At 56.7% G+C, this 25504-nt stretch carries 24 protein-coding genes; 15 read left to right on the forward strand and 9 right to left on the reverse strand.

The genetic code is table 11. The features are described 5' to 3' along the window. Window positions 1-214: 214 nt before the first annotated feature. Window positions 215-1504: a methionine adenosyltransferase gene (gene metK / locus C1A08_RS05220; RefSeq protein WP_101571862.1), complete on the forward strand. Its 1290-nt coding sequence runs from the start codon at window positions 215-217 to the stop codon at window positions 1502-1504. A 464-nt stretch (window positions 1505-1968) separates the two neighbouring features. Here the strand turns inward: metK and recO are convergent, their stop codons facing one another. From recO to C1A08_RS05260, 8 genes are all read right to left on the reverse strand, one after another. Further along, window positions 1969-2694 (reverse strand): DNA repair protein RecO, encoded by a 726-nt coding sequence (recO, locus tag C1A08_RS05225; RefSeq protein ID WP_101571864.1) that lies wholly within the window; start codon window positions 2692-2694, stop codon window positions 1969-1971. Then, the gene (rdgB, locus tag C1A08_RS05230) at window positions 2694-3272 is read right to left on the reverse strand and encodes an RdgB/HAM1 family non-canonical purine NTP pyrophosphatase (protein ID WP_101571866.1); all 579 of its coding nucleotides are present in this window, start codon (window positions 3270-3272) and stop codon (window positions 2694-2696) included. The genes recO and rdgB overlap by 1 nt, the downstream gene beginning before the upstream one ends. 18 nt (window positions 3273-3290) lie before the next feature. After that, window positions 3291-4127 carry an HAD family hydrolase gene (locus C1A08_RS05235; RefSeq protein ID WP_055202701.1) on the reverse strand — a complete coding sequence of 279 codons (837 nt, stop codon included), beginning with the start codon at window positions 4125-4127 and terminating at the stop codon, window positions 3291-3293. Window positions 4128-4178: 51 nt separating this feature from the next. After that, window positions 4179-4736, reverse strand: a complete 558-nt coding sequence (locus C1A08_RS05240; protein WP_101571868.1) for a hypothetical protein — start codon at window positions 4734-4736, stop codon at window positions 4179-4181. Between the two features lie 69 nt (window positions 4737-4805). Beyond that, window positions 4806-5816, reverse strand: a complete 1011-nt coding sequence (locus C1A08_RS05245) for a branched-chain amino acid aminotransferase (protein ID WP_101571870.1) — start codon at window positions 5814-5816, stop codon at window positions 4806-4808. Window positions 5817-5860: 44 nt separating this feature from the next. Next, window positions 5861-7900, reverse strand: coding sequence for a methionine--tRNA ligase (gene metG / locus C1A08_RS05250; protein ID WP_101571872.1), 2040 nt, complete (start codon window positions 7898-7900; stop codon window positions 5861-5863). Window positions 7901-7997: 97 nt separating this feature from the next. Continuing rightward, entirely contained in the window at window positions 7998-9116 is a 1119-nt protein-coding gene (locus C1A08_RS05255; protein ID WP_172970729.1) for a pyridoxal phosphate-dependent aminotransferase, read from the reverse strand. A gap of 45 nt (window positions 9117-9161) precedes the next feature. Continuing rightward, window positions 9162-10004: a YitT family protein gene (locus C1A08_RS05260; RefSeq protein WP_306345971.1), complete on the reverse strand. Its 843-nt coding sequence runs from the start codon at window positions 10002-10004 to the stop codon at window positions 9162-9164. A 259-nt stretch (window positions 10005-10263) separates the two neighbouring features. Between C1A08_RS05260 and priA the strand changes: the two genes are divergently transcribed. The 3 genes from priA to C1A08_RS05280 are packed head-to-tail and all read left to right on the forward strand — an operon-like array spanning window position 10264 to window position 13688. Beyond that, entirely contained in the window at window positions 10264-12561 is a 2298-nt protein-coding gene (gene priA, locus C1A08_RS05270) for a replication restart helicase PriA (RefSeq protein ID WP_257937047.1), read from the forward strand. A gap of 56 nt (window positions 12562-12617) precedes the next feature. Continuing rightward, window positions 12618-12902 (forward strand): zinc ribbon domain-containing protein, encoded by a 285-nt coding sequence (locus C1A08_RS05275; protein WP_055203530.1) that lies wholly within the window; start codon window positions 12618-12620, stop codon window positions 12900-12902. 51 nt (window positions 12903-12953) lie between these two features. Then, window positions 12954-13688 carry a ComF family protein gene (locus C1A08_RS05280; protein ID WP_101571878.1) on the forward strand — a complete coding sequence of 245 codons (735 nt, stop codon included), beginning with the start codon at window positions 12954-12956 and terminating at the stop codon, window positions 13686-13688. 87 nt (window positions 13689-13775) lie between these two features. Here C1A08_RS05280 and C1A08_RS05285 read toward each other — a convergent pair whose 3' ends face one another. Next, window positions 13776-14654 (reverse strand): helix-turn-helix domain-containing protein, encoded by an 879-nt coding sequence (locus tag C1A08_RS05285; RefSeq protein ID WP_101571880.1) that lies wholly within the window; start codon window positions 14652-14654, stop codon window positions 13776-13778. A gap of 179 nt (window positions 14655-14833) precedes the next feature. Between C1A08_RS05285 and atpD the strand changes: the two genes are divergently transcribed. The 11 genes from atpD to C1A08_RS05340 all read left to right on the forward strand — a co-directional run bounded on the left by atpD (window position 14834) and on the right by C1A08_RS05340 (window position 25486). Further along, entirely contained in the window at window positions 14834-16378 is a 1545-nt protein-coding gene (gene atpD / locus C1A08_RS05290) for a F0F1 ATP synthase subunit beta (protein WP_101571883.1), read from the forward strand. After that, a complete protein-coding gene (atpC, locus tag C1A08_RS05295) occupies window positions 16375-16617 on the forward strand; it encodes an ATP synthase F1 subunit epsilon (protein ID WP_055202717.1) in 243 nt (80 codons plus the stop codon). Before atpD ends, atpC begins: the two co-directional genes overlap by 4 nt. A gap of 56 nt (window positions 16618-16673) precedes the next feature. Further along, entirely contained in the window at window positions 16674-17081 is a 408-nt protein-coding gene (locus tag C1A08_RS05300) for a hypothetical protein (protein WP_101571885.1), read from the forward strand. Beyond that, a complete protein-coding gene (gene atpB, locus C1A08_RS05305) occupies window positions 17074-18150 on the forward strand; it encodes a F0F1 ATP synthase subunit A (RefSeq protein WP_055202721.1) in 1077 nt (358 codons plus the stop codon). Before C1A08_RS05300 ends, atpB begins: the two co-directional genes overlap by 8 nt. A gap of 58 nt (window positions 18151-18208) precedes the next feature. Further along, a complete protein-coding gene (gene atpE / locus C1A08_RS05310; RefSeq protein WP_055202723.1) occupies window positions 18209-18457 on the forward strand; it encodes an ATP synthase F0 subunit C in 249 nt (82 codons plus the stop codon). An 18-nt stretch (window positions 18458-18475) separates the two neighbouring features. Continuing rightward, a complete protein-coding gene (gene atpF, locus C1A08_RS05315; RefSeq protein WP_055202725.1) occupies window positions 18476-18979 on the forward strand; it encodes a F0F1 ATP synthase subunit B in 504 nt (167 codons plus the stop codon). Between the two features lie 3 nt (window positions 18980-18982). Further along, window positions 18983-19537: a F0F1 ATP synthase subunit delta gene (locus C1A08_RS05320; protein WP_101571887.1), complete on the forward strand. Its 555-nt coding sequence runs from the start codon at window positions 18983-18985 to the stop codon at window positions 19535-19537. A 27-nt stretch (window positions 19538-19564) separates the two neighbouring features. Beyond that, window positions 19565-21145 carry a F0F1 ATP synthase subunit alpha gene (gene atpA / locus C1A08_RS05325; protein ID WP_055202729.1) on the forward strand — a complete coding sequence of 527 codons (1581 nt, stop codon included), beginning with the start codon at window positions 19565-19567 and terminating at the stop codon, window positions 21143-21145. A 3-nt stretch (window positions 21146-21148) separates the two neighbouring features. Next, on the forward strand, window positions 21149-22015 hold the full coding sequence (locus tag C1A08_RS05330) for a F0F1 ATP synthase subunit gamma (RefSeq protein WP_101571889.1): 867 nt from the start codon (window positions 21149-21151) through the stop codon (window positions 22013-22015). 477 nt (window positions 22016-22492) lie between these two features. Next, the gene (locus C1A08_RS05335; protein WP_055202733.1) at window positions 22493-24064 is read left to right on the forward strand and encodes an SUMF1/EgtB/PvdO family nonheme iron enzyme; all 1572 of its coding nucleotides are present in this window, start codon (window positions 22493-22495) and stop codon (window positions 24062-24064) included. Between the two features lie 60 nt (window positions 24065-24124). Next, a complete protein-coding gene (locus C1A08_RS05340) occupies window positions 24125-25486 on the forward strand; it encodes a Gfo/Idh/MocA family protein (protein ID WP_055202735.1) in 1362 nt (453 codons plus the stop codon). The last annotated feature ends 18 nt before the right edge of the window (window positions 25487-25504 follow it).

A 25504-nucleotide genomic window follows, 5' to 3' on the forward strand; every position in this document is an offset into this window, starting at 1 on the left:
CGCAACGCCGTACTATTCCGCAAAAGCGATACGCCGAAAACTTTTGGCAAATATCCGAAATGTTATTACCTTTGCCGCCGTTACTGAATTTGTGGAAAGATTTGGCCGCTTGCAACCACGGAAAAAAATGCTAAAATAGTATTTGTGTTCATCTACAACAGCTGAGTTTTTCCCATTGTTTAAAAGTATTTTAAACCATTAAAAAATTTTAAAGATGGGATTTTTATTTACCTCCGAATCGGTGTCCGAAGGACATCCCGACAAGGTTTCGGATCAAATTTCCGATGCAATCCTCGACGAATTTCTTCGTCACGATTCCAATTCGAAAGTAGCCTGCGAAACGCTCTGCACCACGGGGCTGGTCGTCGTGGCCGGTGAAGTCCGTTCGGAAGCGTACGTGGACGTACAAGACGTCGCGCGCCGCGTGATCAACCGGATCGGCTATACGAACGCCGATTACCGTTTCGACGGCAATTCGTGCGGCGTGCTGTCGGCGATCCACGAACAGTCGCCCGATATCAACCAGGGCGTCGTACGCGAGACCGAAGAGGAGCAGGGCGCCGGCGACCAGGGAATCATGTTCGGTTACGCCTGCTCGGAGACCAAGGAGCTGATGCCCGCCACGCTGATCCTGTCGCACGTAATCCTGAAGGAACTGGCCGCCATCCGCCGCGAAGGCAAGGTGATGACCTACCTGCGACCCGACGCCAAGAGCCAGGTTACGATCGAATACGGCGACGACAACAAACCGCAACGCGTGCATACGATTGTAGTATCGACCCAGCACGACGAATTCATTACGGCCGCCGAAGCGGGCGGCGAAAAAGCCGCTGAACAAGCGATGTGCGCCAAAATCCGCGAAGATGTCCAAAACATCCTGATTCCGCGCACCAAAGCCCGCCTGGAACGAGCCGGCGACTGCCTGGCCGAACTGATCGGCGACGACTACATCCTGCATGTGAATCCGACCGGCAAATTCGTGATCGGCGGCCCGCACGGGGATACCGGAGTGACCGGCCGCAAAATCATCGTCGACAGCTATGGCGGACGCGGAGCCCACGGCGGCGGAGCATTCTCCGGCAAAGACAGTTCGAAGGTCGACCGCAGCGCAGCCTACGCCGCCCGGCACATCGCCAAAAACCTCGTAGCGGCCGGTATCGCCGACGAAGTGCTCGTACAACTGTCCTACGCGATCGGAATCGCACAACCGCTGAGCGTCTACGTCAACACGAACGGAACTTCGAAAGTGAAAATGACCGACGGGCAGATCGCCGCGAAAATCAACGACTTGTTCGACCTGCGGCCTGCGGCCATCGTCCGCGAATTCGGACTCCGCAACCCGATCTTCGAAGCGACCGCTTCGTACGGACACTTCGGCAACCGTCCTTATACGCAAAAAGTAACCCTTTTCGAAAAAGGAAAAGAAGTGAGCAAAGAGATCGAATTTTTCGCATGGGAGAAACTGGATGCCGTCGATAAACTGAAAAAAGCGTTCCGCTGCTAATCGCGGCGATCGACGACTGCATAGGAACAGCCGGTTTTCCGGACGTTTTCTTATAAAAAGAGGAACGGGTCGATAATCGACCCGTTCCTCTTTTTTATCGAAATAAGGCCCGGTCGGGGCAGCGGGCCTCGTTACTGCAACGCCTCTCCGCTCCCGGCGAACCATCGCCGTCGAAATCTTTTGATTCAACGAACCGTACCGGAAGATTCACAGCATCCCGAACTACACGTAAGCCGGCCGCAAATCCGATAAAAAGAATAACGCGTCCTATAATTTTCAGATTTCAGGCGGTTTTCGAAGACAGCAGATTTTCCTTGGCGCCGGGAGTATGCTGAAAAACGGCGCCGACTATCCGGCAAAATAAACGGTTCCTGCCGCCCCCGCGGCTCGATCGATCCGGTCGCAAACGCCATCCCGACCGTCGATCGGTCGCAAGCCAAACGAGCGCCCGCCGCGGACAAGTCTCAAAAAATCTCACGCAAAATCGACACCGACCGGACGGTACGGATAGCGTCCAGATGATAACCGAAAAACAGCAGCATCGACTCCATAAAAGCGGAACGCTGCGTCCGCGACAACGGCAGGCTACCGAGCCGGTCGGCTTCGCAATCCATCAGATCGCCGAGCAAGCCGGAACAGGAAGCGTCCATGCAGATCCGATGCGCCGGAACGGACGGCGTAAACACGCCGCCCCGGATATCGAAATAACCGTTCGGGATCGGCTCGTTGCCCGGATAGAATCCGAGGTAGGCGGAAAGTTGCACGAGGAACCACAGGTGAAAATTGGAAATCCCTTCGGTCATCCGATCCAACTGCACGACCGACCGACAGACGAAATCGAACAGCGGTTCGTTGGCCTCCGACTCGCGGATCAATCGGTACAGCACCTCGGCCATAAACAGCGAAATGGTGCTCTTGCGGACGTCGAACGGCAGGCTCGAAAGCGGCGTCAGGCTGCGCACCTCCTTCATGCGATGCATCCGCGCCTGCGGCTGCTCGATCCCTTCGAATTCGACCAGGAACATCGGCTGGAACAGCGCCGCCTTGTTGCCCCGCCCCCGGCTGCTGTGCACGCCCTGGATCATGTAATTCATCCGCCCGAACAAGTCGGTAAACAGGTAGGCGACCATCGAACTGTCGCCGTATTTGATCGTATGCAGCACCACGCCGCGGGCTTTGTACGTACGCATTATTTCGCTCCCGAAAGAAACGCCGCCAATTTTTCGACGGCGCGGCCGCGGTGACTGATCGCGTTTTTGGCTTCAGAATCCATCTCCGCGAACGTGACGTCGTAACCGTCCGGAACGAAAACCGGATCGTAACCGAATCCTCCCCCGCCGTGCGGCGTATCCGTGATCGTACCGTCGACCACCCCGTCGAACTGATATTCCTTTCCTCCGAAGATCAGCGCGATCACCGTGCGGAACCGGGCCTTTCGGTCGGCCTGTCCCGAAAGGTTTTCGAGCAGCAGCGCCACGTTGTCGGACGAATTTCTGCCCTCCCCGGCATAACGGGCCGAACGAACCCCCGGCGCGCCGCCGAGCGCATCGACTTCCAAACCGGTATCGTCGGCGAAACAGTCCAGCCCGGTGCGGTCGTACAGGTAGCGGGCCTTCTGAAAAGCATTTCCCTCCAGAGTCGGCTGCTCTTCCGGTATATCCTCGGTAATACCCAGATCGCAAGGCGTTACCAACTGATAACCACTGCCGAGAATCTCCTGCGCTTCGGTCAGCTTATGACGGTTATTGGTAGCAAAAATAATTTTCATAGCTTTTAAAAATACAAATTACTTTTTATAGAATTTGCTCAACTTGTGGTCGGCTTCGATCTTGTCGATGATCGTCCTGACGAGACAGTCGATCTCCTTATCGGGACTGTAATCGGCAGCGCAGATATAGCTGACGCGGTTATCGCGGATCAGTTCCATCATCTCCATGCGTTTCTGGCGCGAACGGGGATTGTAGACGGCGATCGAATGTCCTCCCTGCTGTTTGACCAGTTTCATACACGGAATATCGGTCGTCCCGTCGCCGAAATAAATCATGTGACGGAACTGCACCGGACGCTGCTCCTCCTCGATATACTCGTTGATCCGCCGGCTGTCGTACACGCTTTCGATCCCTTTGTTGATCTTGAAGATGAACTGCGTTTTATTGGTGTAGTTGACCGCCACGGCCGGCCAGTAAGCCACGCCGTCGATATCGTAAAGGAACGAACAGGCGTAAATCTTCCGGAATTCCTTGGCGATCGGGGTCCCTTCGATCATCTCGCGCAGGCCCGACGAATTGATGTAATGCTGCAGTTGGATGCCGCGTTCGGCGGCATAGGCGTTGATCCGCGGGAACCACTCGCGAACGCCCTCGTACAGTTCGATATTCTGTCCCGACCGGGCGAACGACTCGCGACGCAGCGAAATGCCGGAACTCTTGGCTTCGTGCAGCATCCGGTACATATAGGCGAGGATCGGGTCGCCGTCCTGTTCGCGGGCGGTTTCGTTGCTCTCCTCCCAGAACTCGCGGTTGCTTTTGCCGATCGCCGGAATAAAGTCGTACTCCTGCATGTTGCCCGGCGAAAGCGTGCCGTCGAAATCGTAGATCAGCGCTACGGTCAGTTTCTTTGCCATAATCGAAGTAATTGATGCCCTAAAGATATAAAAAACGGGAATAAACGACAATCACCGTCGCGTAGTCTTCCGTCGCGCACGGATGCGGCGGCAGATTTTCGTCCCCCGGTTCCGCAGCGCCGGACCGTCGTCGCGCATTAGCCAACAGATCGTATCGTAAAGCTGCTCTTCGACCCACGGCAATTCTGCCGACAGGCTGTCGAGTATCTCCATCGACCACACTTTTACGGCCGGACGCACCGACGGGTCGATCAGCCGGTCGAACGTCGCTTCGGCAACCTGTTGACGCTGACTGTCGGTCAGTTCGATCCGCCTCCGGTCGAGCAGCCACGCCATCATCTTCGAATAATGACGGCACGCGCTCGGATTGACGATCGCAAGGTAATTCCGGACGAAATGCCCGATATGCCGCCCGAACGCCTCCGGCGCGATAAAAAACGCCCTTTCCAACGCATACGAAGCATGAAACGCGACGGCCGGATCGCGATCGAGTCCGAGGTTCAGCGCGAACCCGAAAAGATCGTTTTCCGCAATCAATTTCCCGTAACGCCCGGCAAACCCTTTGGTAAAATTGCCTTTCAGTTCGGCGGCCAGTTCCTTTTCGGTCATCGTACCCGGATTAAAAACTGCGGAGCGGGATTCCCCGTCCGCAGTTCCCTGTTTTTCAAAAACGAATCCTTACAACGCAGCCATCCACCCGTACGTATCGGGTTCCTCGGCATACTGGATCGCACGCAGTCGGTGGTACAACTTTTCGCTCCATTTGCCCGGCTTGCCGTCGTTGTAAACGAAAGTATGTCCGGTCTGCGGATCGTAAATGCTGCCGATCGGTGACAGAACGGCCGCCGTACCGCACGATCCGGCCTCGTCGAACGTCCCGAGCTCGTCGTAATCGACCGGACGCTGTTCGACTTTCAGCCCCATCTCCGCGGCCAGCGTCATCAAACTCATGTTCGTGATCGACGGCAGCACCGAATGGGATTTGGGCGTAATGTAAACGCCGTCGCGGATGCCGAAAAAGTTGGCCGCGCCGCATTCGTCGATGTGCTTTTTCTCCTTTGCATCCAGATACAGCACGCTCGGATATCCTTTTTCATGCCCGATCTCGGCCGAAGTCAGGCTCGCCGCGTAGTTCCCGCCGGCCTTCACGTGCCCCGTTCCGAGCGGAGCGGCGCGATCGTGGTCGCGGTCGATCAACACCTTGATCGGATTGAACCCTTCCTTATAGTAAGGACCTACCGGAGTAACGAAAACGATCAGCAGATATTCCCCGGCGGGCTTTACGCCGACCTGCGGGCCGGTGCCGAACAGCACGGGGCGGATATACAGCGAAGCGCCTGTCCCGTAGGGAGGGACGAAACGTTCGTTGGCCTTAACCACCCGCTTCATCATATCGACGAACATATCGACCGGCGGCAGAGCCATTTTCAGGTATTCGGCCGAGGAGCGCATCCGTTTAGCATTCTCTTCGGGACGGAAGATACGGATCACGCCGTCGGCGCCGCGAAATGCTTTCTGTCCTTCGAAAGCCTCCTGCCCGTAGTGCAGGCAGGTCGCGGCCATATGCATCGTGACCGTTTCCTCAGTTGTCAGTTCGGGCGTTGTCCAGGCTCCGTCGCGGAAATAACTCCGTATGTTATAGTCTGTCTTGATGTACCCAAAAGATAGGTTTTTCCAATCTAAGTCCATAACTCTATTTTTATTCAATCGTCACAAATCCGTTTTTATTCCCGCTACCCCACCATCGTGCCGTTGCCGACCGGCTCGGCAGGAGACAGCAGCACCAGCTTTCCGGTAGCGTCCTGCGCCATCAGGATCATCCCCTCGGACAGCACGCCTTTGAGTTCGCGCGGCTCCAGGTTGATCAGCACCTGCACCTGCCGTCCGACAAGCGATTCGGGAGTATAGTGCTCGGCGATGCCCGACACGATCGTCCGTTTGTCGATCCCGGTATCGATAGTCAGCTTCAGCAGCTTTTTCGTCTTGGCTATCTTTTCGGCGGCGATGATCGTCGCCACGCGGATATCCATCTTTCCGAAATCGTCGAACGCAATGCTCTCTTTCTGCGGTTCGACCTTCTTGCCGGCCTCCTTTGCGAGGTTGGCCCGTTTCGTAGCGGCCAGCTTTTCGAGCTGCGCCTCGATCACGCTGTCTTCGATTTTCTCGAACAGCAAGGCGGGCGTCCCGATCCGGTGTCCGGGCTTCAATAGGGCCGTATCTCCGAGCTGATCCCAGCCGAACTTTTCGACGTCGAGCAGCCTCAGGATCTTCTCCGCAGTAAAAGGCATGAACGGCTCGACGGCGATCGCGAGCGACGCGGTGATCTGCAACGAAACGTTCAGGATCGTCTGCACGCGTTGCGGATCGGTCTTATACAACTTCCAAGGCTCCGTATCGGCCAGGTATTTATTCCCCAGACGGGCGATGTTCATCGCCTCTTTGAGCGCTTCGCGGAAACGGTAATTCTCGATATTCTCTTCGAGCGCCTTTTTGATCTGCGGCAGTTCGCCGAGGATATCGCGGTCGTAATCGGTCAATTCGCCGCAGGCGGGAACCTTCCCGTCGTAATATTTTTGCGTCAGCACCAGCGCGCGGTTGACGAAGTTGCCGAGCACGGCCACCAACTCGTTGTTGTTGCGCGTCTGGAAATCCTTCCACGTGAAATCGTTGTCCTTGGTTTCCGGCGCATTGGCGCACAACACGTAGCGCAGCACGTCTTCCTTGCCCGGAAACTCTTCGAGGTATTCGTGCAGCCACACCGCCCAGTTCCGCGACGTCGAGATCTTTTCTCCCTCCAGATTCAGGAACTCGTTGGCCGGCACGTTCTCCGGCAAGATATAACCGCCGTGCGCGCGCAGCATCGACGGGAACACGATGCAGTGGAAAACGATGTTGTCCTTGCCGATGAAATGCACCATCTTGGTGTCCTCGTCCTTCCAGTATTTTTCCCAGTCGGGCGTCAGATCCTTGGTCGCCGAGATGTAACCGATCGGCGCGTCGAACCACACGTACAGCACCTTCCCCTCGGCACCCTTGACCGGAACGGGAATCCCCCAATCCAGGTCGCGGCTCACCGCGCGGGGCTGCAATCCCAAATCGAGCCAGCTTTTGCACTGCCCGTACACGTTGACCTTCCACTCCTTATGCTCTTCGAGTATCCATTTGCGCAGAAACTCCTCGTGCTTGTCCAGCGGCAGGAACCAGTGCGTCGTCTCGCGCATCACCGGAACCGACCCGGTAATGGCGCTGTGCGGATCGATCAGGTCGGTCGCGCTCAGCGTACTGCCGCACTTCTCGCACTGATCGCCGTATGCGCGGTCGTTCTGACAGTGCGGGCAGGTGCCGACGATGTAGCGGTCGGCCAGAAACTGCCCGGCCTCCTCGTCGTAATACTGCATCGTGGTCTTTTCGATGAACTCTCCTTTGTCGTACAGCGCGCGGAAAAAATCCGACGCGGTTTTATGGTGCGTGGGCGAAGTCGTCCGCGAATAGATGTCGAACGACATGCCGAGTCCTTTGAAAGCGTTCTTGATGATATTATGGTACTTGTCAACGATATCCTGCGGCTTGACTCCCTCCTGGCGCGCCTTGATCGTGATGGGCACGCCGTGCTCGTCGGAACCGCATACGGAGATCACGTCCGCGCCCCGCAGGCGCAGGTACCTCACATAAATATCCGACGGAATGTATACCCCCGCAAGGTGTCCGATATGCACCGGCCCGTTGGCATACGGGAGCGCCGATGTGACAAGATAGCGTTTAAACTTTTTCATCGTAAAGGTCAAAAATCAATATTCCGTACAAAGTTATGAATTTTTCGTCAAAAACGGTTCGCCGCAGCCCCATTAATCAGCCGAAGAGGCCGAAATATCATCGGCGGACGAGCGGATCGAAAAATTCGCGGAACTTCGTATGCGGAACCGATACGCAAATCCGGCTGAACCTCGACGCGTAACCGGCCAACGCCGCGTCGCGCGTAAAAAAGTCCAGCGACACGCTGCCGATGCGGTGTTCGAGCAGTTCCTTCTCGCTGCGGTCGACGATCGCGAAAATGCCGACCGGCATCGACTCGCGGTAAAATTCCGTGGCCAGCAGGCCGTTTTCTTTCAGGTAAGCGATATTCAGCCCGATGTCCCGCACGGTCGCCGCTTTGAAATCCGCGACGGCGCGCCGTCCTTCGGGCGTCGTAAGCAAGCGCAGCACGAGCGTCTGCGCGAACGCGTTGACGCCGTTGTTCGTGTACATCGTCCGCTTTTCGAGTTCGGCGTACAGTCCCGGATCGGTCGTATGGATAAACCCGATCCGCTGCCCGCTGAGCCCCATCGACTTGCTGAAACTCTCGACGATCGCCACGTTGCGCAACGGGCGTATTTCGCGGTAGAACGTGTCCGTCGCGTCGCGGAAAACCCGGCGGTAGGGGCTGTCGAAAAAGACGGTTACGCCGGCGGCGTCCAATTTGCGCAGCAACGCCAACAAACGGGCGTCGTCGTACTTTTGTCCCAGCGGATTGCCCGGATCGCAGATCAGCACGCCGCAGCCGGTCAGTCGCGGGATCATCGACTCGAGTCTGTCGAGCGACGGGTATTCGGCGCGTTGCACGCCCCGGATGGTCAGCAATTTGAAATAGCACCCCCAGTAATAAACCGGCAGATACAGCCGCTCGATGTCGACGCTTTGCGCCAGCAGGTCGAGTCCGTTCATCGCCCCCGGCACAATCAGCAGGTTGTCACGCGACGATTCGCCGCCGAAGTACTCCGCATTGATCGCGTCTCGCAACGCCGCAAAACCGCGCCCCGGCGGATAGGTTTGCATCTGCGCCGTATTGAAGTCGATCCCGGCGATCACCTCCCGCAGGTCGATATTTACCACCGAATTGATCCCCCGGTTCAGCCGCAGGTATTCCGCCCCGGTACGGGCGCTCAGAGCCGCCAGATTCTCTCCGATCTCGACGATGTGCGACAACGCGACGCCGCTCTCTTTTATTTTCATTCCGATATGATAACGTTCCGGCATAAATTTTCCGAAATCTCTAACCTATTTTTTCAACGCTTCGAAGCCATGACCGTAAACGCCCATCACGTTGCCGACCGTCATAAAGGCCTCCGGATCGACCCGTTTAATCAGTTTGAACAGCGTTCCCGTTTCGTATTTGCGGCAAACCACCATCACCACTTTCGTCGGCTGCTTCGTGTACCACCCTTCGCCGTCGAGCAACGTCACGCCCCTACGCATCTCGCTGAAAATCAGCCGGGCGATCTCTTCGTATTTTTTCGACACGATCAGCACCTGCGTCGACTGCCGGTTGCCGGCCATCACGGCGTCGATCGTATACCCGTTGACGGCCACCATCACGTAACCGTAAATGGCGGCCGTAATATTCTTGAATATGAAAATCGAACAGCCGATGATCAGCAGGTCGCACAGCATGATGATCCGTCCGTAACTGATCGTCTTGTAACGGTTGACGATCATCGCGATGATATCCGTGCCGCCGGTGCTGCCGCCCTGCGTGAAACAGATGCCGATACCGCCGCCCGCCACGGCCCCTCCGAGAATTACCGATAGCAGCTTGTCGTTGCCGAGTCCGAGTAGATTGTTCGGTATCAACCCCTGCATCACCGACATCGCCGCCGAAATGAAAACGATCGCATAGATCGTCTTCGCGCCGAACCGCAGCCCGACCAACACCGAACTGACCGCCACCAGCACCGAGTTCAGCACCAGGAACGAAAGCCCCAGCGGCACGCCGCCGTTCGTCCCGCCGGTCGCATAATAGATCAGCAGGCCCACGCCGTTGATTCCGCCTCCCATCACATCGGCCGGAATCAGGATGCCGGTCCATGCGAAAGAATACATCACCAGACCGATCGAAATCAACGTATATTCTTTAATAGTCTTTAAAACAGCCGTCTTCGAGAAATCCGCATTCATATTCCATCGTTATTTCGGTTTCCCGCCGCGCAACCCGAGCGACGGCGATCCGATTAACAAAGATCGGCAAGATTTTTCGATCTGCCAACAGTTTTTTGCACTTGCCGCCCGTCCGGAGCAGCCGCCGGAAGAATTTGCCGCGACGACCGGCTTCACCCGGAAACAATCCCGAAAAAACGCTATTTTTGTCGAAAAACATCCTTCTTTGGAAAAACGACCCGACAAATCTCCCGCGACGGCCGACCGCTACGCCGACGTGATCCTGCCTCTGGCCGCGCCGGCCATGACTTTCGCCGTCCCGGACGCGATGCTGCGGCAGATCGTGCCGGGCTGCCGGGTGATCGTCCAACTGGGAGCCCGGAAATACTACACCGGGATCGTCGACCGGCTGCACGGCCAGCGGCCGCCTTTCGACCGGATCAAACCGGTCGGGCGGATCGCGGACGCGGAACCCGTCGCCACGGCGGAACAACTGCGGCTGTGGCATTGGCTGTCGGAATATTACATGTGTCCGTTGGGAATGGTACTGCGGGCGGCGCTGCCGGCCGGCCTGAAATCCGACGGTTTTTCGGAGGACGAGACGTTCGGCCGCGGCTACATGCAGCCGCGGCAAACGGTCGTTTCGCTGCATCCGGACATCCGCAATGAGGAACGGCTGCACGTCGCGCTGGATTCCCTGTCGCGCGCGAAATCCCAGTACAAAGCCCTGCTGGAATACCTCGAAAAAACCGGGAATCCCGACTTCGGCGCACCGATCGAAATTCCGCGCAAACGGCTTTCGGCTCCGACCGCGATCCTCAAAGCGTTGGCCGAAAAAGGATTTATCCGGATCGCCGATACCGAAATCCCGGCATCGGACGCGCCCGCCGCGCCAGACAAACTGCCCGAACTTTCGGCAGCGCAAACGGCGGCCTACGAGCGGATCAAAACCTGTTTTTCGGAGAAAGAGGTCGTCCTGCTGCACGGGGTAACCGGCAGCGGCAAGACCGAAATCTACATCCGGCTGATGGCCGAAGCGCTGGCAGCCGGGCACAACGTGCTGTACATGCTGCCCGAAATCGCGTTGACCGCACAACTGATCCGGCGCATGGAAAGCTATTTCGGAAAAGCCGTCACGGTCTACCATTCGCGGCTGAGCGACAACCGCCGAGCCGCCGTCTACCACGAACTGCTGCGCTGCGACGGCGGACGGATCGTGATCGGCGTGCGCTCGTCGGTACTGCTGCCGCTGCGCAACCTGTCGCTGGTAATCGTCGACGAGGAGCACGACACCAGCTTCAAGCAGACCGACTCGGCCCCTCGCTACCACGGCCGCGACACCGCCGTGGTGCTGGCATCCGTCTGCGGCGCCAAAGTGCTGCTCGGCAGCGCGACGCCCTGCGCCGAATCGTTCCACAATGCGGTAACCGGCAAATACGGACACATCGTGCTCTCGGAACGCTACGGCGGAGTCACGCTGCCGCAGGTGATCGTGTCGGACACGCTGCGCGCCGCCAAACGCGGCGAAAAGTACTCGCATTTCAACAAAATCCTGCTCGATCAGATCGACCGGACGCTGCAACGGGGTCGTCAGGCAATGCTGTTCCAGAACCGGCGGGGATTCTCGCCGTATGTCGAGTGCGGGCATTGCGGCTGGACGGGCGTCTGCCCCGACTGCAACGTTTCGCTGACCTACCATAAAAACGACGGAACGCTGCGCTGCCACTACTGCGGCTACCACATGCCGATCCCGAAAACCTGTCCGTCGTGCGGAACCGGCGAACTGCTTCCGCAAGGCTTCGGCACCGAAAAAATCGAAGAGGAACTGGCGGCGATCTTTCCGCAGGCCGCGATCGAACGGCTCGACGCCGACACCGCGCGTTCGTCGCGCAACTACCGGCGCATCATCGCTTCGTTCGAACAGCGTAAAACGGACATCCTGGTCGGGACGCAAATCATCACGAAAGGGTTCGATTTCGGCGGCGTCGCGTTGGTCGGCATCCTGAACGCCGACAACATGCTGAATTACCCGGATTTCAGGGCCGGGGAGCGGGCTTTCCAGATGATGATGCAGGTCGGCGGACGCGCCGGACGCCGCGAAGAGCAGGGAACGGTCGTTATCCAGACCGCCCAGCCCGAACACCCGGTCGTTCGGCAGGCGCGCGACAGCGACTACGATGCGATGATCCGCTCGCAACTGGCCGAACGCCGCGCCTTTTTTTACCCGCCCTTCTGCCGGTTGATCGCCGTCCTGCTGCGCCATCGCGATCACGCTTTGCTATGGAAAGCGGCTGCGGCGTTCGGGACGGAAGCGCGCACCCGGTTCGGCCGCCGGCTGCTCGGCCCCGAACCGCCCGCAGTAGATCGGATACGCGGACAATTCCGGTTGCAGTTCCTATTGAAAATCGAAAAGCAGTTGCCGGTCGCCGCCGTGAAAAAAGAGTTGTCCGGACTTTTCGATCGGTTGCATGCCGTGCCGGAATTCCGGCCGGTCGACATCGTCGTAGACGTAGACCCGCAATAGCGTTTTTTCGGGAAAAAACGCTATCTTTAGAGCTTACCGATATCATGTACCTAATTATGGAACAAAAATTCTGTCAAAGTTGCGGCATGCCGCTTACGGACGCCTCCCAATTCGGCACGAACGCCGACCGAACCCCAAACGAAACGTACTGTCATTTTTGTTTCCGGGACGGAACGTTCACGCAGAAATGCACGATGGACGAAATGATCGAAAACTGCCTGAACTACCTGGACGAATTCAACCGCGATTCCCCGGTACAGTACACCCGCGAACAAGCCCGCGAGCAGATGCGACAGTTTTTCCCGCACCTGAAACGCTGGCAATCCGGTTCTCCCGAATAATCGATTTTTTCAGGGCCGCAACGGCCGATGTCCAAACCCAGAACGTCCGTCATGCTTCGCACCTATTTTTCGGAAATATTCCGCCTGTTCTTCCCGGAACGGTGCCCGGCCTGCGGGCGGGCGCTGCCCGAGAGCGTCCGGTGGCTGTGCCCGCACTGCCGCTGGGACATGCCGCTGACCGGGTATGCCGCCGAGCACGACAACCCGGTCGCCCGTAAATTCTGGGGACTGGTTCCGGTGCAAGAGGCGGCCTCGATGTTCTTTTTCACCCGGCACGGCCGCTACCGGGCGATGATCCACGGATTCAAATACCACGGACAATGGAAAACCTGCCTGCGACTCGGAGCGATGTTCGGCGCGGAGCTGTCCGAAAGCGGCCTGTACGACACGGTCGACCTGATCGTCCCCGTACCGTTGCATTACAGGCGACTTTTCCGCAGGGGCTACAACCAAGCGGAGTACCTCGCGCGCGGCATCGCCGGGGCGCTCGGCAGGGAGACCGATTGCCGCAGTCTCGTCCGTAAATCCTACAACCGTTCGCAAACCGCCATGCGCAACCGCAAAGACCGCTGGGAAAACGTGGCGGACATCTTTTCGGTACGCCGTCCGCAACGGCTGGCCGGACGCCATATCCTGCTGGTCGACGATGTGCTGACGACCGGTTCGACGCTGACCGCCTGCGCCGAAACCATCCTGAAAGCAGCCCCTTCGTGCCGCATCAGCATCGCTACGCTGGCCGTTTCGGCGACGGAACTGTTCGGGGGCAAAGGACAGGGAGGACTTTAACGGGAAGCGGTCGCCTGGACAAAACCCGGCGATTATTATATAATAATTAAAGGGCCGTTCCGACAGGATTTTCAGCCCGGTGCGTGCTTATTCGCTGAGCCGGTACGCTTTCGGCGTCATGCCCGTATGCTTCTTGAAAAAACGGCCGAAGAACGACGGTGTCGGGAAATTCAGGTAGTTGGCGATCTGCTGCACGGTCATCTGCGACGATTTCAACTGCGTTTTCGCATCGAGCACGACCGTCTCGTTGATCCATTCGGTAACGGTGCGGTTGGTGGTCTTCTTAACGACCGACGACAAGTATTTAGGCGTCAGACACAACTCCCGCGCATAAAAAGCCACCGTCCGCTCCTCTTTATAATGCAGGATAATCAGGCGGATCAGCTTGCGGAAAATCTCCTCGTCGCGGGTCAGTTGCCGGTCGCTTTTCGCATATTTTTTCTGATACAGGGCGCTGATCTCGTAAAAAAGAGTCAACAGCAGGTTCTGCACGATCTCCCTACAATAACAGTGCTCCTTGCGCAGCGCTTTCTCGTACAGCAAATCGAACAGATCGAGCAGCGTTTCGGCGTCGTCCGCAGCCAGCGGCAGCACCGGAGTCTGGAAAATATACGGATAAAGCGGATTGATCGCCTGGTAAATCCCTTTCAGGAATTCCGCGGAAAAACCGGTCATGCAAAGGCTGAAATCGTCGCTTTGGCGCGGAATATGGACGATCGTTCCCGGGACGATGAAGATTAAATCGCCGGGACGGATTTCGGAAATTTTCAGGTTCAGCGAGATCGTACAACTCCCCGCCGTACAAATTCCGGTGCACGCGCCGTAAAACCGTACCGGCTCGGCGAAAAGAGCCGGCGCGCTCCACCTGCGGTCGGTAACCAGAAAATGATCGGTCACGTAACCGCGGCCGTCCGCCGGCCCGATTTGCGCTACGCCGATACCGGGCAATCCTTCTTTTTTCATCATCTTCGCACAACGGCATAAATGTGCCGGACAGGGGCAAAGATAACAAACCGGCGGAACTCCGACAAGGAGAAAAAAAGGTAGTAAAAAAGAAATTTAGGACATTAATGCCGTGGATCGGGACTTTTTTGATCCGTTCAACTCCGTACCTTTGAAATGTTTTTTTTAATTGGAAAAAAGTTATGGAATCGGAAAACATATCGAACACGGCCCATCCGTCGCAGATTACAGGTCGCATTTCGCAGATTATCGGCCCCGTGGTGGACGTGGCGTTCGAAGGCCCCGAAAACGAGGTCGTTCTGCCCAGCATCCACGACGCCATGCAGATCCGGCGCGACAACGGAAAAATCCTGATCGTCGAAGTACAGCAGCACATCGGTGAAAACACCGTGCGCACCGTCGCGATGGACAGCACCGACGGCCTGCGCCGGGGAATGGAAGCGGTATCGCACTTCAGCCCGATTACCATGCCGGTCGGCGAGCAGATCAAAGGGCGGCTGATGAACGTCGTGGGCGATGCGATCGACGGCATGAAGCCGCTCGACGAAAAAGGGGCTTACCCGATCCACCGCGAACCCCCGAAATTCGACGAACTGACCACCGTGCAGGAAGTGCTCTACACCGGTATCAAGGTGATCGACCTGCTCGAACCCTATTCGAAAGGCGGTAAGATCGGACTGTTCGGCGGCGCAGGCGTCGGCAAGACCGTGCTGATCATGGAACTGATTAACAACATCGCCAAGAAACACCACGGCTTTTCGGTTTTCGCAGGCGTCGGCGAGCGTACCCGCGAGGGCAACGACTTGCTGCGCGAAATGATCGAATCGGGCGTGATCCGCTACGGCGAGGCGTTCAAGGAGAGCATGGAAAAAGGCGAATGGGATCTGTCGAAGGTGGATTACAAGGAGGTCGAGAAATCGCAGGCCACGCTGGTGTTCGGACAGATGAACGAACCTCCCGGAGCCCGCTCTTCGGTGGCGCTGTCGGGGCTAACCGTAGCCGAATCGTTCCGCGACGCGGGAACCGGAACCAAGGACATCCTGTTCTTCATCGACAATATTTTCCGTTTCACGCAGGCGGGCTCCGAAGTATCGGCGCTGCTCGGACGTATGCCGTCGGCCGTGGGTTACCAGCCGACGCTGGCCACCGAAATGGGCGCGATGCAGGAGCGGATCACCTCGACGAAAAAAGGTTCGATTACCTCCGTACAGGCCGTTTACGTGCCGGCGGACGACCTGACCGACCCGGCCCCGGCGACCACGTTCACGCACCTGGACGCCACCACCGTACTGAGCCGCAAGATCACCGAGCTGGGGATCTACCCGGCCGTCGATCCGCTCGAATCGACTTCGCGCATCCTCGATCCGCTGGTGGTCGGCAAGGAACACTACGAAACCGCGCAGCGCGTAAAACAGATCCTTCAGCGCAACAAGGAGTTGCAGGACATCATATCGATCCTCGGCATGGAGGAGCTCTCGGACGAAGACCGGCAGACCGTGAACCGGGCGCGCCGCGTACAGCGTTTTCTGTCGCAGCCGTTCACCGTGGCCGAACAGTTCACCGGCGTACCGGGCGTGATGGTCACCATCGAGGAGACGATCCGCGGGTTCAAAATGATCCTCGACGGCGAAGTCGATTACCTGCCCGAGCCGGCCTTCCTGAATGTCGGAACGATCGACGAAGCGATCGAAAAAGGTAAAAAACTGTTAGCACAGGCTGCCGTATGACCCTCGAGATCTTATCCCCCGAACGGACGCTTTACAGCGGAGAAGTTGAGCGCGTAACGCTGCCGGGAGCGCTCGGCGAGTTCACCGTGCTCAGAAGACACGCTCCGATCATCTCCGCCCTCGTCAAAGGGGAGGTCAAATACCTGCTCAAAGACGGCAAAGAAGAAAAAGTGGCGATCGCGAGCGGTTTTGCGGAAGTGAAAAAAGACAAAGTGTCGGTCTGCGTCGAAAGCGTCTGACGACAGAAAAAAGAAAACACGGGGAAGCGTCGGGCTTTCTCAAACGACTGGAAAAAATGGAAAACGGGGAACGTAAATTTAAAAGGCATTACGTGATCGGGCTGACCCTCCTGACACTGATTTCGGGCTGGGGCGGCGCGGCGCTGATGCTGGGCGCTTACCCGAAACATTATGTGGAATGGCTGCCGTACATGCCGCTGTTTTTCTATTTCTGGGGGCTGATTTTCGTGGCGCTTTTCCGCCGCAACACCGGGCGGAAAATGACGCGACTGTTCCTCGGCATGAAAGTGGCGAAAATGTTGCTTTTCGTTCTGCTGATCGGGCTTTACACGTCGCTGGTGGATGTTCGCAATACGGAGTTCGTCGTGACGTTTCTCGCCTACTACCTGATTTTCCTGCTATTCGAAACGGTGTTTTTCTGGCACTATGAAAACAAATTGAAAAAAAACGAAGGGAATGAATAGTTTACGACATATCGTTGCCATCGTGTGTCTGCTGCTGTTCGGGATCGCGAAACCCGCAGCGGCGGAAGACCTGCCCAAAGGCGAGGACGCAGACGTGAAGGAGATCGTTTTCGGACACATCGGCGACGCTTACGGATGGCACATCACGACCTGGGGCGAAACGCACGTGACGGTTCCGCTGCCGGTGATCGTTCGCAGCAAGACCGGACACTGGAACGTATTCTCATCGTCGCGCCTGGAACATGGGGAATATAACGGCTATTACATCGCGCAGGACGGCCCGTACGCCGGCAAGATCGTCGAACGCATCAACGGACAGGAGATGCGCCCGCTCGACCTGTCGATCACGAAGACGGTGTTCGCGTTGCTGCTGAACAGCCTGATCCTCGTCTGCATCGTACTCGGCGTCGCACGGTGGTACCGCAAACGCACAGTCGAAACGGCCGCGCCGGGCGGATTCGTCGGAGCGATGGAAATGTTCGTGATGATGATCCACGACGACCTGATCAAAAGCTGCGTCGGGAAAGATTACAAACGGTTCGCGCCGTACCTGCTGACCGTCTTTTTCTTCATCTTCATCAACAACATCATGGGGCTGATCCCGATTTTCCCCGGAGGGGCCAACGTGACCGGCAATATCGCAATCACGATGGTGTTGGCGTTGTGCACATTCGTCGCCGTGAATCTGTTCGGGACGCGCGAATACTGGAAAGAGATTTTCTGGCCGGAGGTTCCCGTATGGCTCAAATGTCCGGTTCCGATGATGCCGGCGATCGAACTGGTCGGTATTTTCACGAAGCCGTTCGCGCTGATGATCCGTCTGTTCGCCAACATGATGGCCGGACACGCGGTGATCCTGAGTCTCACGTGCCTGGTATTCGTCACGGTCAGCATGGGCCCGGCCGTCAACGGATCGATGACAGTGGTATCGGTATTGTTCTGCATCTTCATGAACCTGCTGGAACTTCTGGTGGCGTTTATCCAGGCCTACGTATTCACGATGCTGTCGGCCGTATTCATCGGCCTGGCGCGCGTGGAGCACCATAAAACCGAAGAAGCGGAAATTTAATCCGGATACGGAATTTCAAAAAGTTACTAATTCAAATAACAATTAAAAACCTAAAGTTATGTTACTTACATTATTGTTACAGGTTGCAGCAGAATTGAGCCTCGGAAAACTGGGCGCAGCGATCGGCGCCGGTCTGGCCGCCATCGGAGCAGGTATCGGTATCGGTAAGATCGGCGGATCGGCGATGGAAGCCATCGCACGCCAGCCGGAAGCTTCGAACGATATCCGTACGAATATGATCATCATCGCGGCGCTGGTCGAAGGCGTTGCGCTGTTTGCCGTGGTCGTTTGTTTCCTCGCGCTTTAATCCTAAATCCGGAAAGCGATGGGACTCTTACAACCCGAATCGGGCCTCCTGTTTTGGATGCTGCTGTCGTTCATCGTCGTTTTCGTGATCCTGGCCAAATACGGTTTCCCGGTTATCACGAAGATGGTCGAGGAGCGTAGGGTTTTCGTCGAAAAGTCTCTGGAAGCGGCCAAAGAGGCAAAAGCCCAACTGGACAATATCAAAACCGAAAGCGAAGCCCTGCTGCAGCAAGCGCGCGAAGATCAGATGAAAATCCTGAACGAAGCCGCCGCCGCCAAGGAGCGTATCATCAGCGAGGCGAAGGGACAGGCGCAGGCCGAAGCCCAGAAACAACTCGAAGAGGCGAAACGCCAGATACGGCTTGAGAAAGAGGCCGCCGTGCGCGAAGTACGCAGCCAGATCGCGATGCTGTCGGTCGATATCGCCGAAAAAGTGATCCGTAACAAGCTGGACAACACCCCGGCGCAGATGTCGATGATCGACCGCCTGCTCGAGGAGATGCCCGACATGAAACAGTCGTAGCGTATGAACACAGGAATGATCCCGGTACGGTATGCCAAAGCGTTGCTAGAGTTCGCGTATGAAAAAAAATGCGCGGAACAGGTGTACGCCGAGATGTCCGCCGTGGCCGGAAGTTTCGAACGCGAACACGCGCTGCGCCGGGTACTGGATAATCCCGTACTGCCGGTCGACAAGAAAACGGAACTGATCCGTACCGCGGGCGGAGGACGAACGAGCGAAGTATTCGACCGGTTCGTGTGGCTCGTGCTGCACAACCGCAGGGAACGTTACTTGCAATCGATCAGCCTGATGTACCTCGATCTGTACCGCAAACTGAACCGCATCAGCACCGGCAGGCTGGAAACGGCCGTACCCGTAACCCCCGAAACCGAACGGAAGATCATCGACCTGATCGCCTCCGAAACGAACGGGAAGGTGGAACTCAAAACGTCCGTCAGACCGGAATTGCTCGGCGGGTTCGTTTTCGAAATGGACTCGGAACGGCTGGACGCCAGTATTGCGACGCAACTGCGCAATATCAAGAAACAATTCGTCGAAAAGAACAAACGGATTGTATAGTGTTTTTAATCAGTAAACAAAGAAGGTATGTCTGAAAATATAAAGGCAAGCGAGATTTCGGACGTGCTGCGGATGCAGCTCGAGGGAATCGACACCGACCTTCGGTTCGAAGAAGTCGGCACGGTGCTTCAGGTCAGCGACGGCGTCGTCCGGATCTACGGCTTGCAGAATGCTGAGGCCAACGAACTGTTGGAGTTCGACAACGGCATCCGGGCCGTGGTAATGAACCTCGAGGAAGATAACGTCGGCGCCGTGCTGCTGGGCCCGACGGATCAGATCCGCGAAGGGGACACCGTGAAACGCACCAAGCGCATCGCGTCGATCAACGTCAGCGAAGCGATGCTCGGTCGCGTGATCGACCCGCTCGGCAATCCGCTGGACGGCATGGGACTGATCGGTGGCGAAACGATCGAAATGCCGCTGGAACGCAAAGCGCCGGGCGTTATTTTCCGGCAGCCGGTGAACCAGCCGCTGCAAACCGGACTGAAAGCCGTCGACGCGATGATCCCGATCGGCCGCGGACAGCGCGAACTGATCATCGGCGACCGCCAGACCGGAAAAACGGCTATCGCCATCGATACGATCCTGAACCAGAAAAGCAATTTCGAAGCGGGCGACCCGATCTACTGTATCTACGTAGCCATCGGGCAAAAAGGCTCGACCGTAGCCACGATCGTCAACACGCTGCGTGAAAAAGGAGCGATGGACTATACGGTCGTCGTGGCCGCTACGGCTTCCGACCCGGCCGCCATGCAATATTTCGCACCGTTCGCCGGGGCCGCCATCGGCGAATACTTCCGCGATACGGGACGCCACGCGCTGGTCGTTTACGACGACCTGTCGAAACAGGCGGTAGCTTACCGCGAAGTATCGCTGATTCTCCGCCGCCCGTCGGGCCGCGAAGCGTATCCGGGCGATATCTTCTACCTGCACTCCCGTTTGTTGGAACGCGCCGCGAAGATCATCAACCAGCAGGAAGTGGCCGAGCAGATGAACGACCTACCGCCCAGCCTGCAAGGCAAGGTCAAAGGAGGCGGTTCGCTGACGGCGCTGCCGATCATCGAAACGCAGGCGGGGGACGTAGCCGCCTATATCCCGACCAACGTGATTTCGATCACCGACGGTCAGATCTTCCTCGACACCGACCTGTTCAACCAGGGAAACCGCCCGGCTATCAACGTCGGAATCTCGGTATCGCGCGTCGGCGGTAACGCGCAGATCAAGGCGATGAAAAAGGTGGCCGGCACGCTGAAAATCGACCAGGCCCAGTACCGCGAACTGGAAGCGTTTACGAAGTTCGGCGGCGACATGGATCCGGTGACGGCGCTGACGATCGACAAAGGACAGAAAAACACCCGTCTGCTGGTACAACCGCAATACTCGCCGATGCCGGTCGAACAACAGATCGCCGTACTGTACTGCGGTACGCACGGCCTGCTGAAAGACGTTCCGCTGGATCGGGTGCAGGATTTCGAAACGGCATTGATCAACAACCTGCTGGGCAGCGAAACGCTCGCCACGTTGAAAAAAGGCATCATCAACGACGAGGTAACCGCCAAAATCGAGGAAGTGGCTGCAGCAGTCGCCTCGGCACTTAAAAAGTCATAAGCCATGGCATCGCTGAAAGAGGTCAAGGGAAGAATCGCGTCGGTCAACAGTACGCTGAAAATCACGTCGGCCATGAAAATGGTAGCGTCGGCCAAGTTGCACCGCGCGCAGGGAGCCATCGAAAACATGCTCCCCTACGAGCGGAAGCTGAACGGTATCCTGTCGGGATTCCTGTCGGCCGAAGGTTCGGTCAGTTCTCCCTTTGCCGAAAAGAGGGAAGTGCAGCGGGTGGCTATCGTGGCCGTTTCGTCAAACTCGTCGCTCTGCGGTGCATTCAACGCCAATGTCGCTAAAAAACTGCACGAAACGATCGCCTCTTACGGCAAGCTGAAACGGGAAAACATTCTGATCTTCCCGATCGGGAAAAAAATCGCCGAAGCGACCCGCAAAGAGGGTTTCGAACCGCAGGGCGATTACCAGAAAATGGCTGAGAAACCGACTTACAAAGAAACTTCCGATCTAGCCGCCCGGTTGATGAAGATGTTCGCAAATCACGAGATCGACCGCGTCGAACTGATATACAACCATTTCAAAAGCACGGCCGTACAGGTGCTGACGCGCGAGGAGTACCTGCCGATCGACACCGAACAGCAGAAAGGGAAAGGTCTGAGCGCGGATTATATCGTCGAACCGGATCGCGAGACGGTCGTCAACACGCTGATCCCGCAGGTGCTGGGGCTGAAAATTTTCACCGTGTTGCTGGATTCGAACGCCGCCGAGCATGCCGCCCGGACAATCGCCATGCAAATGGCGACGGACAATGCGATCGAACTGATCCAGGAACTTACGATCCAGTACAACAAAACACGCCAGCAGTTGATTACGAACGAACTGCTCGATATGATGGGAAGCGAAATCGGCAACGACTGATTTTTCGACATCGCACACCTGACAAAAACGCCTTCATGCGATGAAGGCGTTTTTTATTACCCGAAAAAGTTTCGTATACACGCTGCCGACACAGTGATCGCCCCCGGCCGATCATGTTTAGCAACCGGGACGATCCCGTCGCTGCCGACCGCTTCGAATTGTCGATCTTCATTTTATCCGCAGGCCCCCCCTAAACATCATAAGAGAAGTTCCGGCTGTCCGCCCATCTCGGAGTCGCTATACGGGCGAAAAACGAGCCGGGTGGTAGATTTCGAACCGGAATTTCAGCCGAATAACCCCCCCCCGCACATTTTCCGGAAAGAACATCGGCCTCAACCGGAAGTGATTTAGAACGCACTTTAATAAAAATTCTTAGTAAAAGTTTCGGCGATGTTTTGGCTTTTCTGGCATATTTTATATAAATTTGTATTTAAGCTGCGGAGTGTGGCTAATTGAAAATTTTAACTATCAGTTTGTATGTCCGGGAAATCCGAAAAAAAAGAGCATCAGAAAAAAATTATAGGGCTTAGCCGTAAAGGACTCATTTTAACTGTCATAGCGGCGGTTGCCGTCGGAGCGAGCATCACGATCGGATTGAACAGAGTTTACATGCAGAGTTCGACGGACGAGTCGTGCCAGTCGTGCCATGTGCACCCTCAGGCGGATAAAAGCTGGAAACTGTCGTCGCACCACAACAGCAAAAGCGGCGTAGTGACCGGTTGCGCCGAATGCCACCTGCCCCCGAAAGGCTCTTTCAAGCATTTCACGGCCAAAGCGCGGACCGGTTTGAAAGATTTGTGGGCCTACTGGACGAAAGACAGTTCCGAATTCGACTGGGAAAGTAAAAAAGAACTGGACCACGCCGTCACGATCGTCTACAACGAATCATGCAAGGAGTGCCATCAGCAGTTGTTCCCGTCGCGGCTCAGTCAGGAAGGTATCACCGCCCATCTCTACTACGAAGAAAACGAAAAGAAACTCGACCTGCAGTGTATCAGCTGCCATCTGGACGTAGGCCATTACGATCCGAACTATACGCATGCGAAAATGCAGGGCATCCCGCAGCCCGAAGCGAAAAAAGGCGAACCGTTCACCGAAGCGGCTACCGTAACCGCATTCGAGAATTTTACCGAAACCATCCCCGGTACGACCGTATCGTTTGACATGAAAGCGATCCCCGGAGGAACTTTCGCAATGGGCAGCCCGGACGACGAACCGTTCCGCAGGGACGACGAAGGCCCCGTAAAAAAAGTGACCGTTTCGCCGTTCTTTATCGGCGAAACCGAAGTGACCTGGGATCAGTACTGGGCTTTTTACGCCGAGACCATGTCGGAAGGACGCACGCCGCCGGAAAAGGTTTACGCCAACAATTCGAACCCGGAAGTAGACGCGATCAGCGGCCCGACCCCGCCGTTCGGCATCCCCGACCAGGGTTGGGGCAGCGGCAACCGGCCGGCCATCACGATGACCCATTACGCGGCCGAAACGTTCTGCCAGTGGTTGTCGAAAAAAACCGGCAAGAAATACCGTCTGCCGACCGAAGCCGAATGGGAATACGCGACGCGCGGCGGAACGGAAACGCCCTACTTCTTCGCCGGCGATCCGAAGAAACTCTCCGATCAGGGCTTCTGGCGGAAATTCTTCGATGCCGACACGACCAACATAAACCGTTACGTCGTCTATACCAAAAACAGCAAGAACAAAACCCAGGAGCCGTCGTTCGTACAAGCCAACCCGTTCGGGCTTAAAAATACGCTCGGCAACGTAATGGAATACTGTTCGGACTGGTATGCCGAAGACGCCTACGCGAAAATGCCCGACGGCGCAGTCGATCCGAAAGGCCCCGCATCGGGGAAAGAACACGTAGTGCGCGGCGGTCAGTTCTCCGACGACGCGGCGGATCTGCGATCGGCCGCCCGCGGACATACCGAGCACGACAAATGGCTGAAAACCGATCCGCAAAATCCGAAAAGTATCTGGTGGTACTCGGATATCCGCAGCATCGGGTTCCGGGTCGTATGCGAACCCGCCGAGGGTCAGCAACCGTAATCGTCAGAGCTTGTCCGACAAAAAAGAAACCAAATCAATAAAACCTAAACATTAACTATTATGAGCAAGGATAACAAAATTACCAGAAGGGAGTTCCTCTCCTATTCGGCAGTGGCCGGCGTAGCCGGAGCGCTGGGCTTTTCACCGCTTCTTTCCTCGTGCGGAAACAGCAAAAAGACGGCTTACGTACCGTTGAAGGCGCCCGGGGAATATTACATTCCGGAATTGCCCGACAAAGCGGCCGACGGAAAAGAACTGAAAGCCGGCGTGATCGGCTGCGGCGGACGCGGTTCGGGAGCGGCCGAGAACTTTCTGGCCGCCGCCAACGGAGTCACGATCACGGCGCTTGGCGACGTATTCGACGACCGTCTGCAGGGATTGAAAAACACGCTGAAAGACAAATACCAGATCGAAGTAGCCGACGACAAATGCTTCACCGGTTTCGACGCCTATAAAAACGTGATCGATTCCGGCGTAGACGTGGTAATCATCGCCACGCCCCCGTTTTTCCGTCCGGAACACTTCAAATACGCCACCGAAAAAGGGGTACACAGTTTCCTCGAAAAACCGATCTGCGTCGATCCGGAAGGTTACCGCACCGTAATGGCCGCGGCCAAGCAGGCCCAGGCCAAGGGGCTGTGCGTTATCACCGGAACGCAGCGTCACCATCAACGCCCCTACGTAGAATCGTATAAAAAGGTGCAGGAAGGTCTGATCGGCGAAATTACCGGCGGCAACGTCTACTGGAATCAGCCGATGCTGTGGTACCGCAACCGTGAAAAAGGTTGGTCGGACATGGAGTGGATGATCCGCGACTGGGTGAACTGGAAATGGCTTTCCGGAGACCATATCGTTGAACAACACGTTCACAATATCGACGTATTCAACTGGTTCTCGGGTTATAAGCCGAAACGAGCCACCGCTTTCGGAAGCCGCCAGCGCCGCGTGACGGGGGATCAGTACGACAATTTCAGCGTAGATTTCGAATACGACAACGGCGTTCATATGCACAGCATGTGCCGCCAGATCGACGGCTGCGATTCCAACGTCAGCGAATTCATCCAGGGAACCAAAGGATCGTGGAGCAGCACCGACTTCGCCATCCGCGACCTGCAGGGCAACATCGTATGGCAGTACGACAGCGCGACCGAAGATGCCGCCCACCAGCAAAACGACCCGTACACGCTGGAGCATGTCAACTGGATCTCCTGCATCCGCAACAATACCCCGATCGTACAGGCCGAAGAGACCGCCACATCGAATATGTGCGCCATTATGGGCCGGGAATCGGCTTACACCGGCAAGTCGGTCTCTTGGGACGAAATGACGGCATCGCCGCTGAACCTCACGCCTGCCAAGATGGAACTCGGCCCGATGGACATGAGCATCTATACCGTTCCCGTCCCGGGCACAGGCAAATAGAACGAACTCCGGCGATCC

Source organism: Alistipes sp. cv1 (assembly GCF_900240235.1).
Lineage (GTDB): Bacteria > Bacteroidota > Bacteroidia > Bacteroidales > Rikenellaceae > Alistipes_A > Alistipes_A hominis.

Coding starts and splice junctions, on each gene's coding strand:
- metK (WP_101571862.1), top strand. CDS start 215: ATGGGATTTTTATTTACCTCCGAATCGGTGTCCGAAGGACATCCCGAC.
- recO (WP_101571864.1), bottom strand. CDS start 2,694: ATGCGTACGTACAAAGCCCGCGGCGTGGTGCTGCATACGATCAAATAC.
- rdgB (WP_101571866.1), bottom strand. CDS start 3,272: ATGAAAATTATTTTTGCTACCAATAACCGTCATAAGCTGACCGAAGCG.
- C1A08_RS05235 (WP_055202701.1), bottom strand. CDS start 4,127: ATGGCAAAGAAACTGACCGTAGCGCTGATCTACGATTTCGACGGCACG.
- C1A08_RS05240 (WP_101571868.1), bottom strand. CDS start 4,736: ATGACCGAAAAGGAACTGGCCGCCGAACTGAAAGGCAATTTTACCAAA.
- C1A08_RS05245 (WP_101571870.1), bottom strand. CDS start 5,816: ATGGACTTAGATTGGAAAAACCTATCTTTTGGGTACATCAAGACAGAC.
- metG (WP_101571872.1), bottom strand. CDS start 7,900: ATGAAAAAGTTTAAACGCTATCTTGTCACATCGGCGCTCCCGTATGCC.
- C1A08_RS05255 (WP_172970729.1), bottom strand. CDS start 9,116: ATGAAAATAAAAGAGAGCGGCGTCGCGTTGTCGCACATCGTCGAGATC.
- C1A08_RS05275 (WP_055203530.1), top strand. CDS start 12,618: ATGGAACAAAAATTCTGTCAAAGTTGCGGCATGCCGCTTACGGACGCC.
- C1A08_RS05280 (WP_101571878.1), top strand. CDS start 12,954: ATGCTTCGCACCTATTTTTCGGAAATATTCCGCCTGTTCTTCCCGGAA.
- C1A08_RS05285 (WP_101571880.1), bottom strand. CDS start 14,654: ATGATGAAAAAAGAAGGATTGCCCGGTATCGGCGTAGCGCAAATCGGG.
- atpD (WP_101571883.1), top strand. CDS start 14,834: ATGGAATCGGAAAACATATCGAACACGGCCCATCCGTCGCAGATTACA.
- atpC (WP_055202717.1), top strand. CDS start 16,375: ATGACCCTCGAGATCTTATCCCCCGAACGGACGCTTTACAGCGGAGAA.
- C1A08_RS05300 (WP_101571885.1), top strand. CDS start 16,674: ATGGAAAACGGGGAACGTAAATTTAAAAGGCATTACGTGATCGGGCTG.
- atpB (WP_055202721.1), top strand. CDS start 17,074: ATGAATAGTTTACGACATATCGTTGCCATCGTGTGTCTGCTGCTGTTC.
- atpE (WP_055202723.1), top strand. CDS start 18,209: ATGTTACTTACATTATTGTTACAGGTTGCAGCAGAATTGAGCCTCGGA.
- atpF (WP_055202725.1), top strand. CDS start 18,476: ATGGGACTCTTACAACCCGAATCGGGCCTCCTGTTTTGGATGCTGCTG.
- C1A08_RS05320 (WP_101571887.1), top strand. CDS start 18,983: ATGAACACAGGAATGATCCCGGTACGGTATGCCAAAGCGTTGCTAGAG.
- atpA (WP_055202729.1), top strand. CDS start 19,565: ATGTCTGAAAATATAAAGGCAAGCGAGATTTCGGACGTGCTGCGGATG.
- C1A08_RS05330 (WP_101571889.1), top strand. CDS start 21,149: ATGGCATCGCTGAAAGAGGTCAAGGGAAGAATCGCGTCGGTCAACAGT.
- C1A08_RS05335 (WP_055202733.1), top strand. CDS start 22,493: ATGTCCGGGAAATCCGAAAAAAAAGAGCATCAGAAAAAAATTATAGGG.
- C1A08_RS05340 (WP_055202735.1), top strand. CDS start 24,125: ATGAGCAAGGATAACAAAATTACCAGAAGGGAGTTCCTCTCCTATTCG.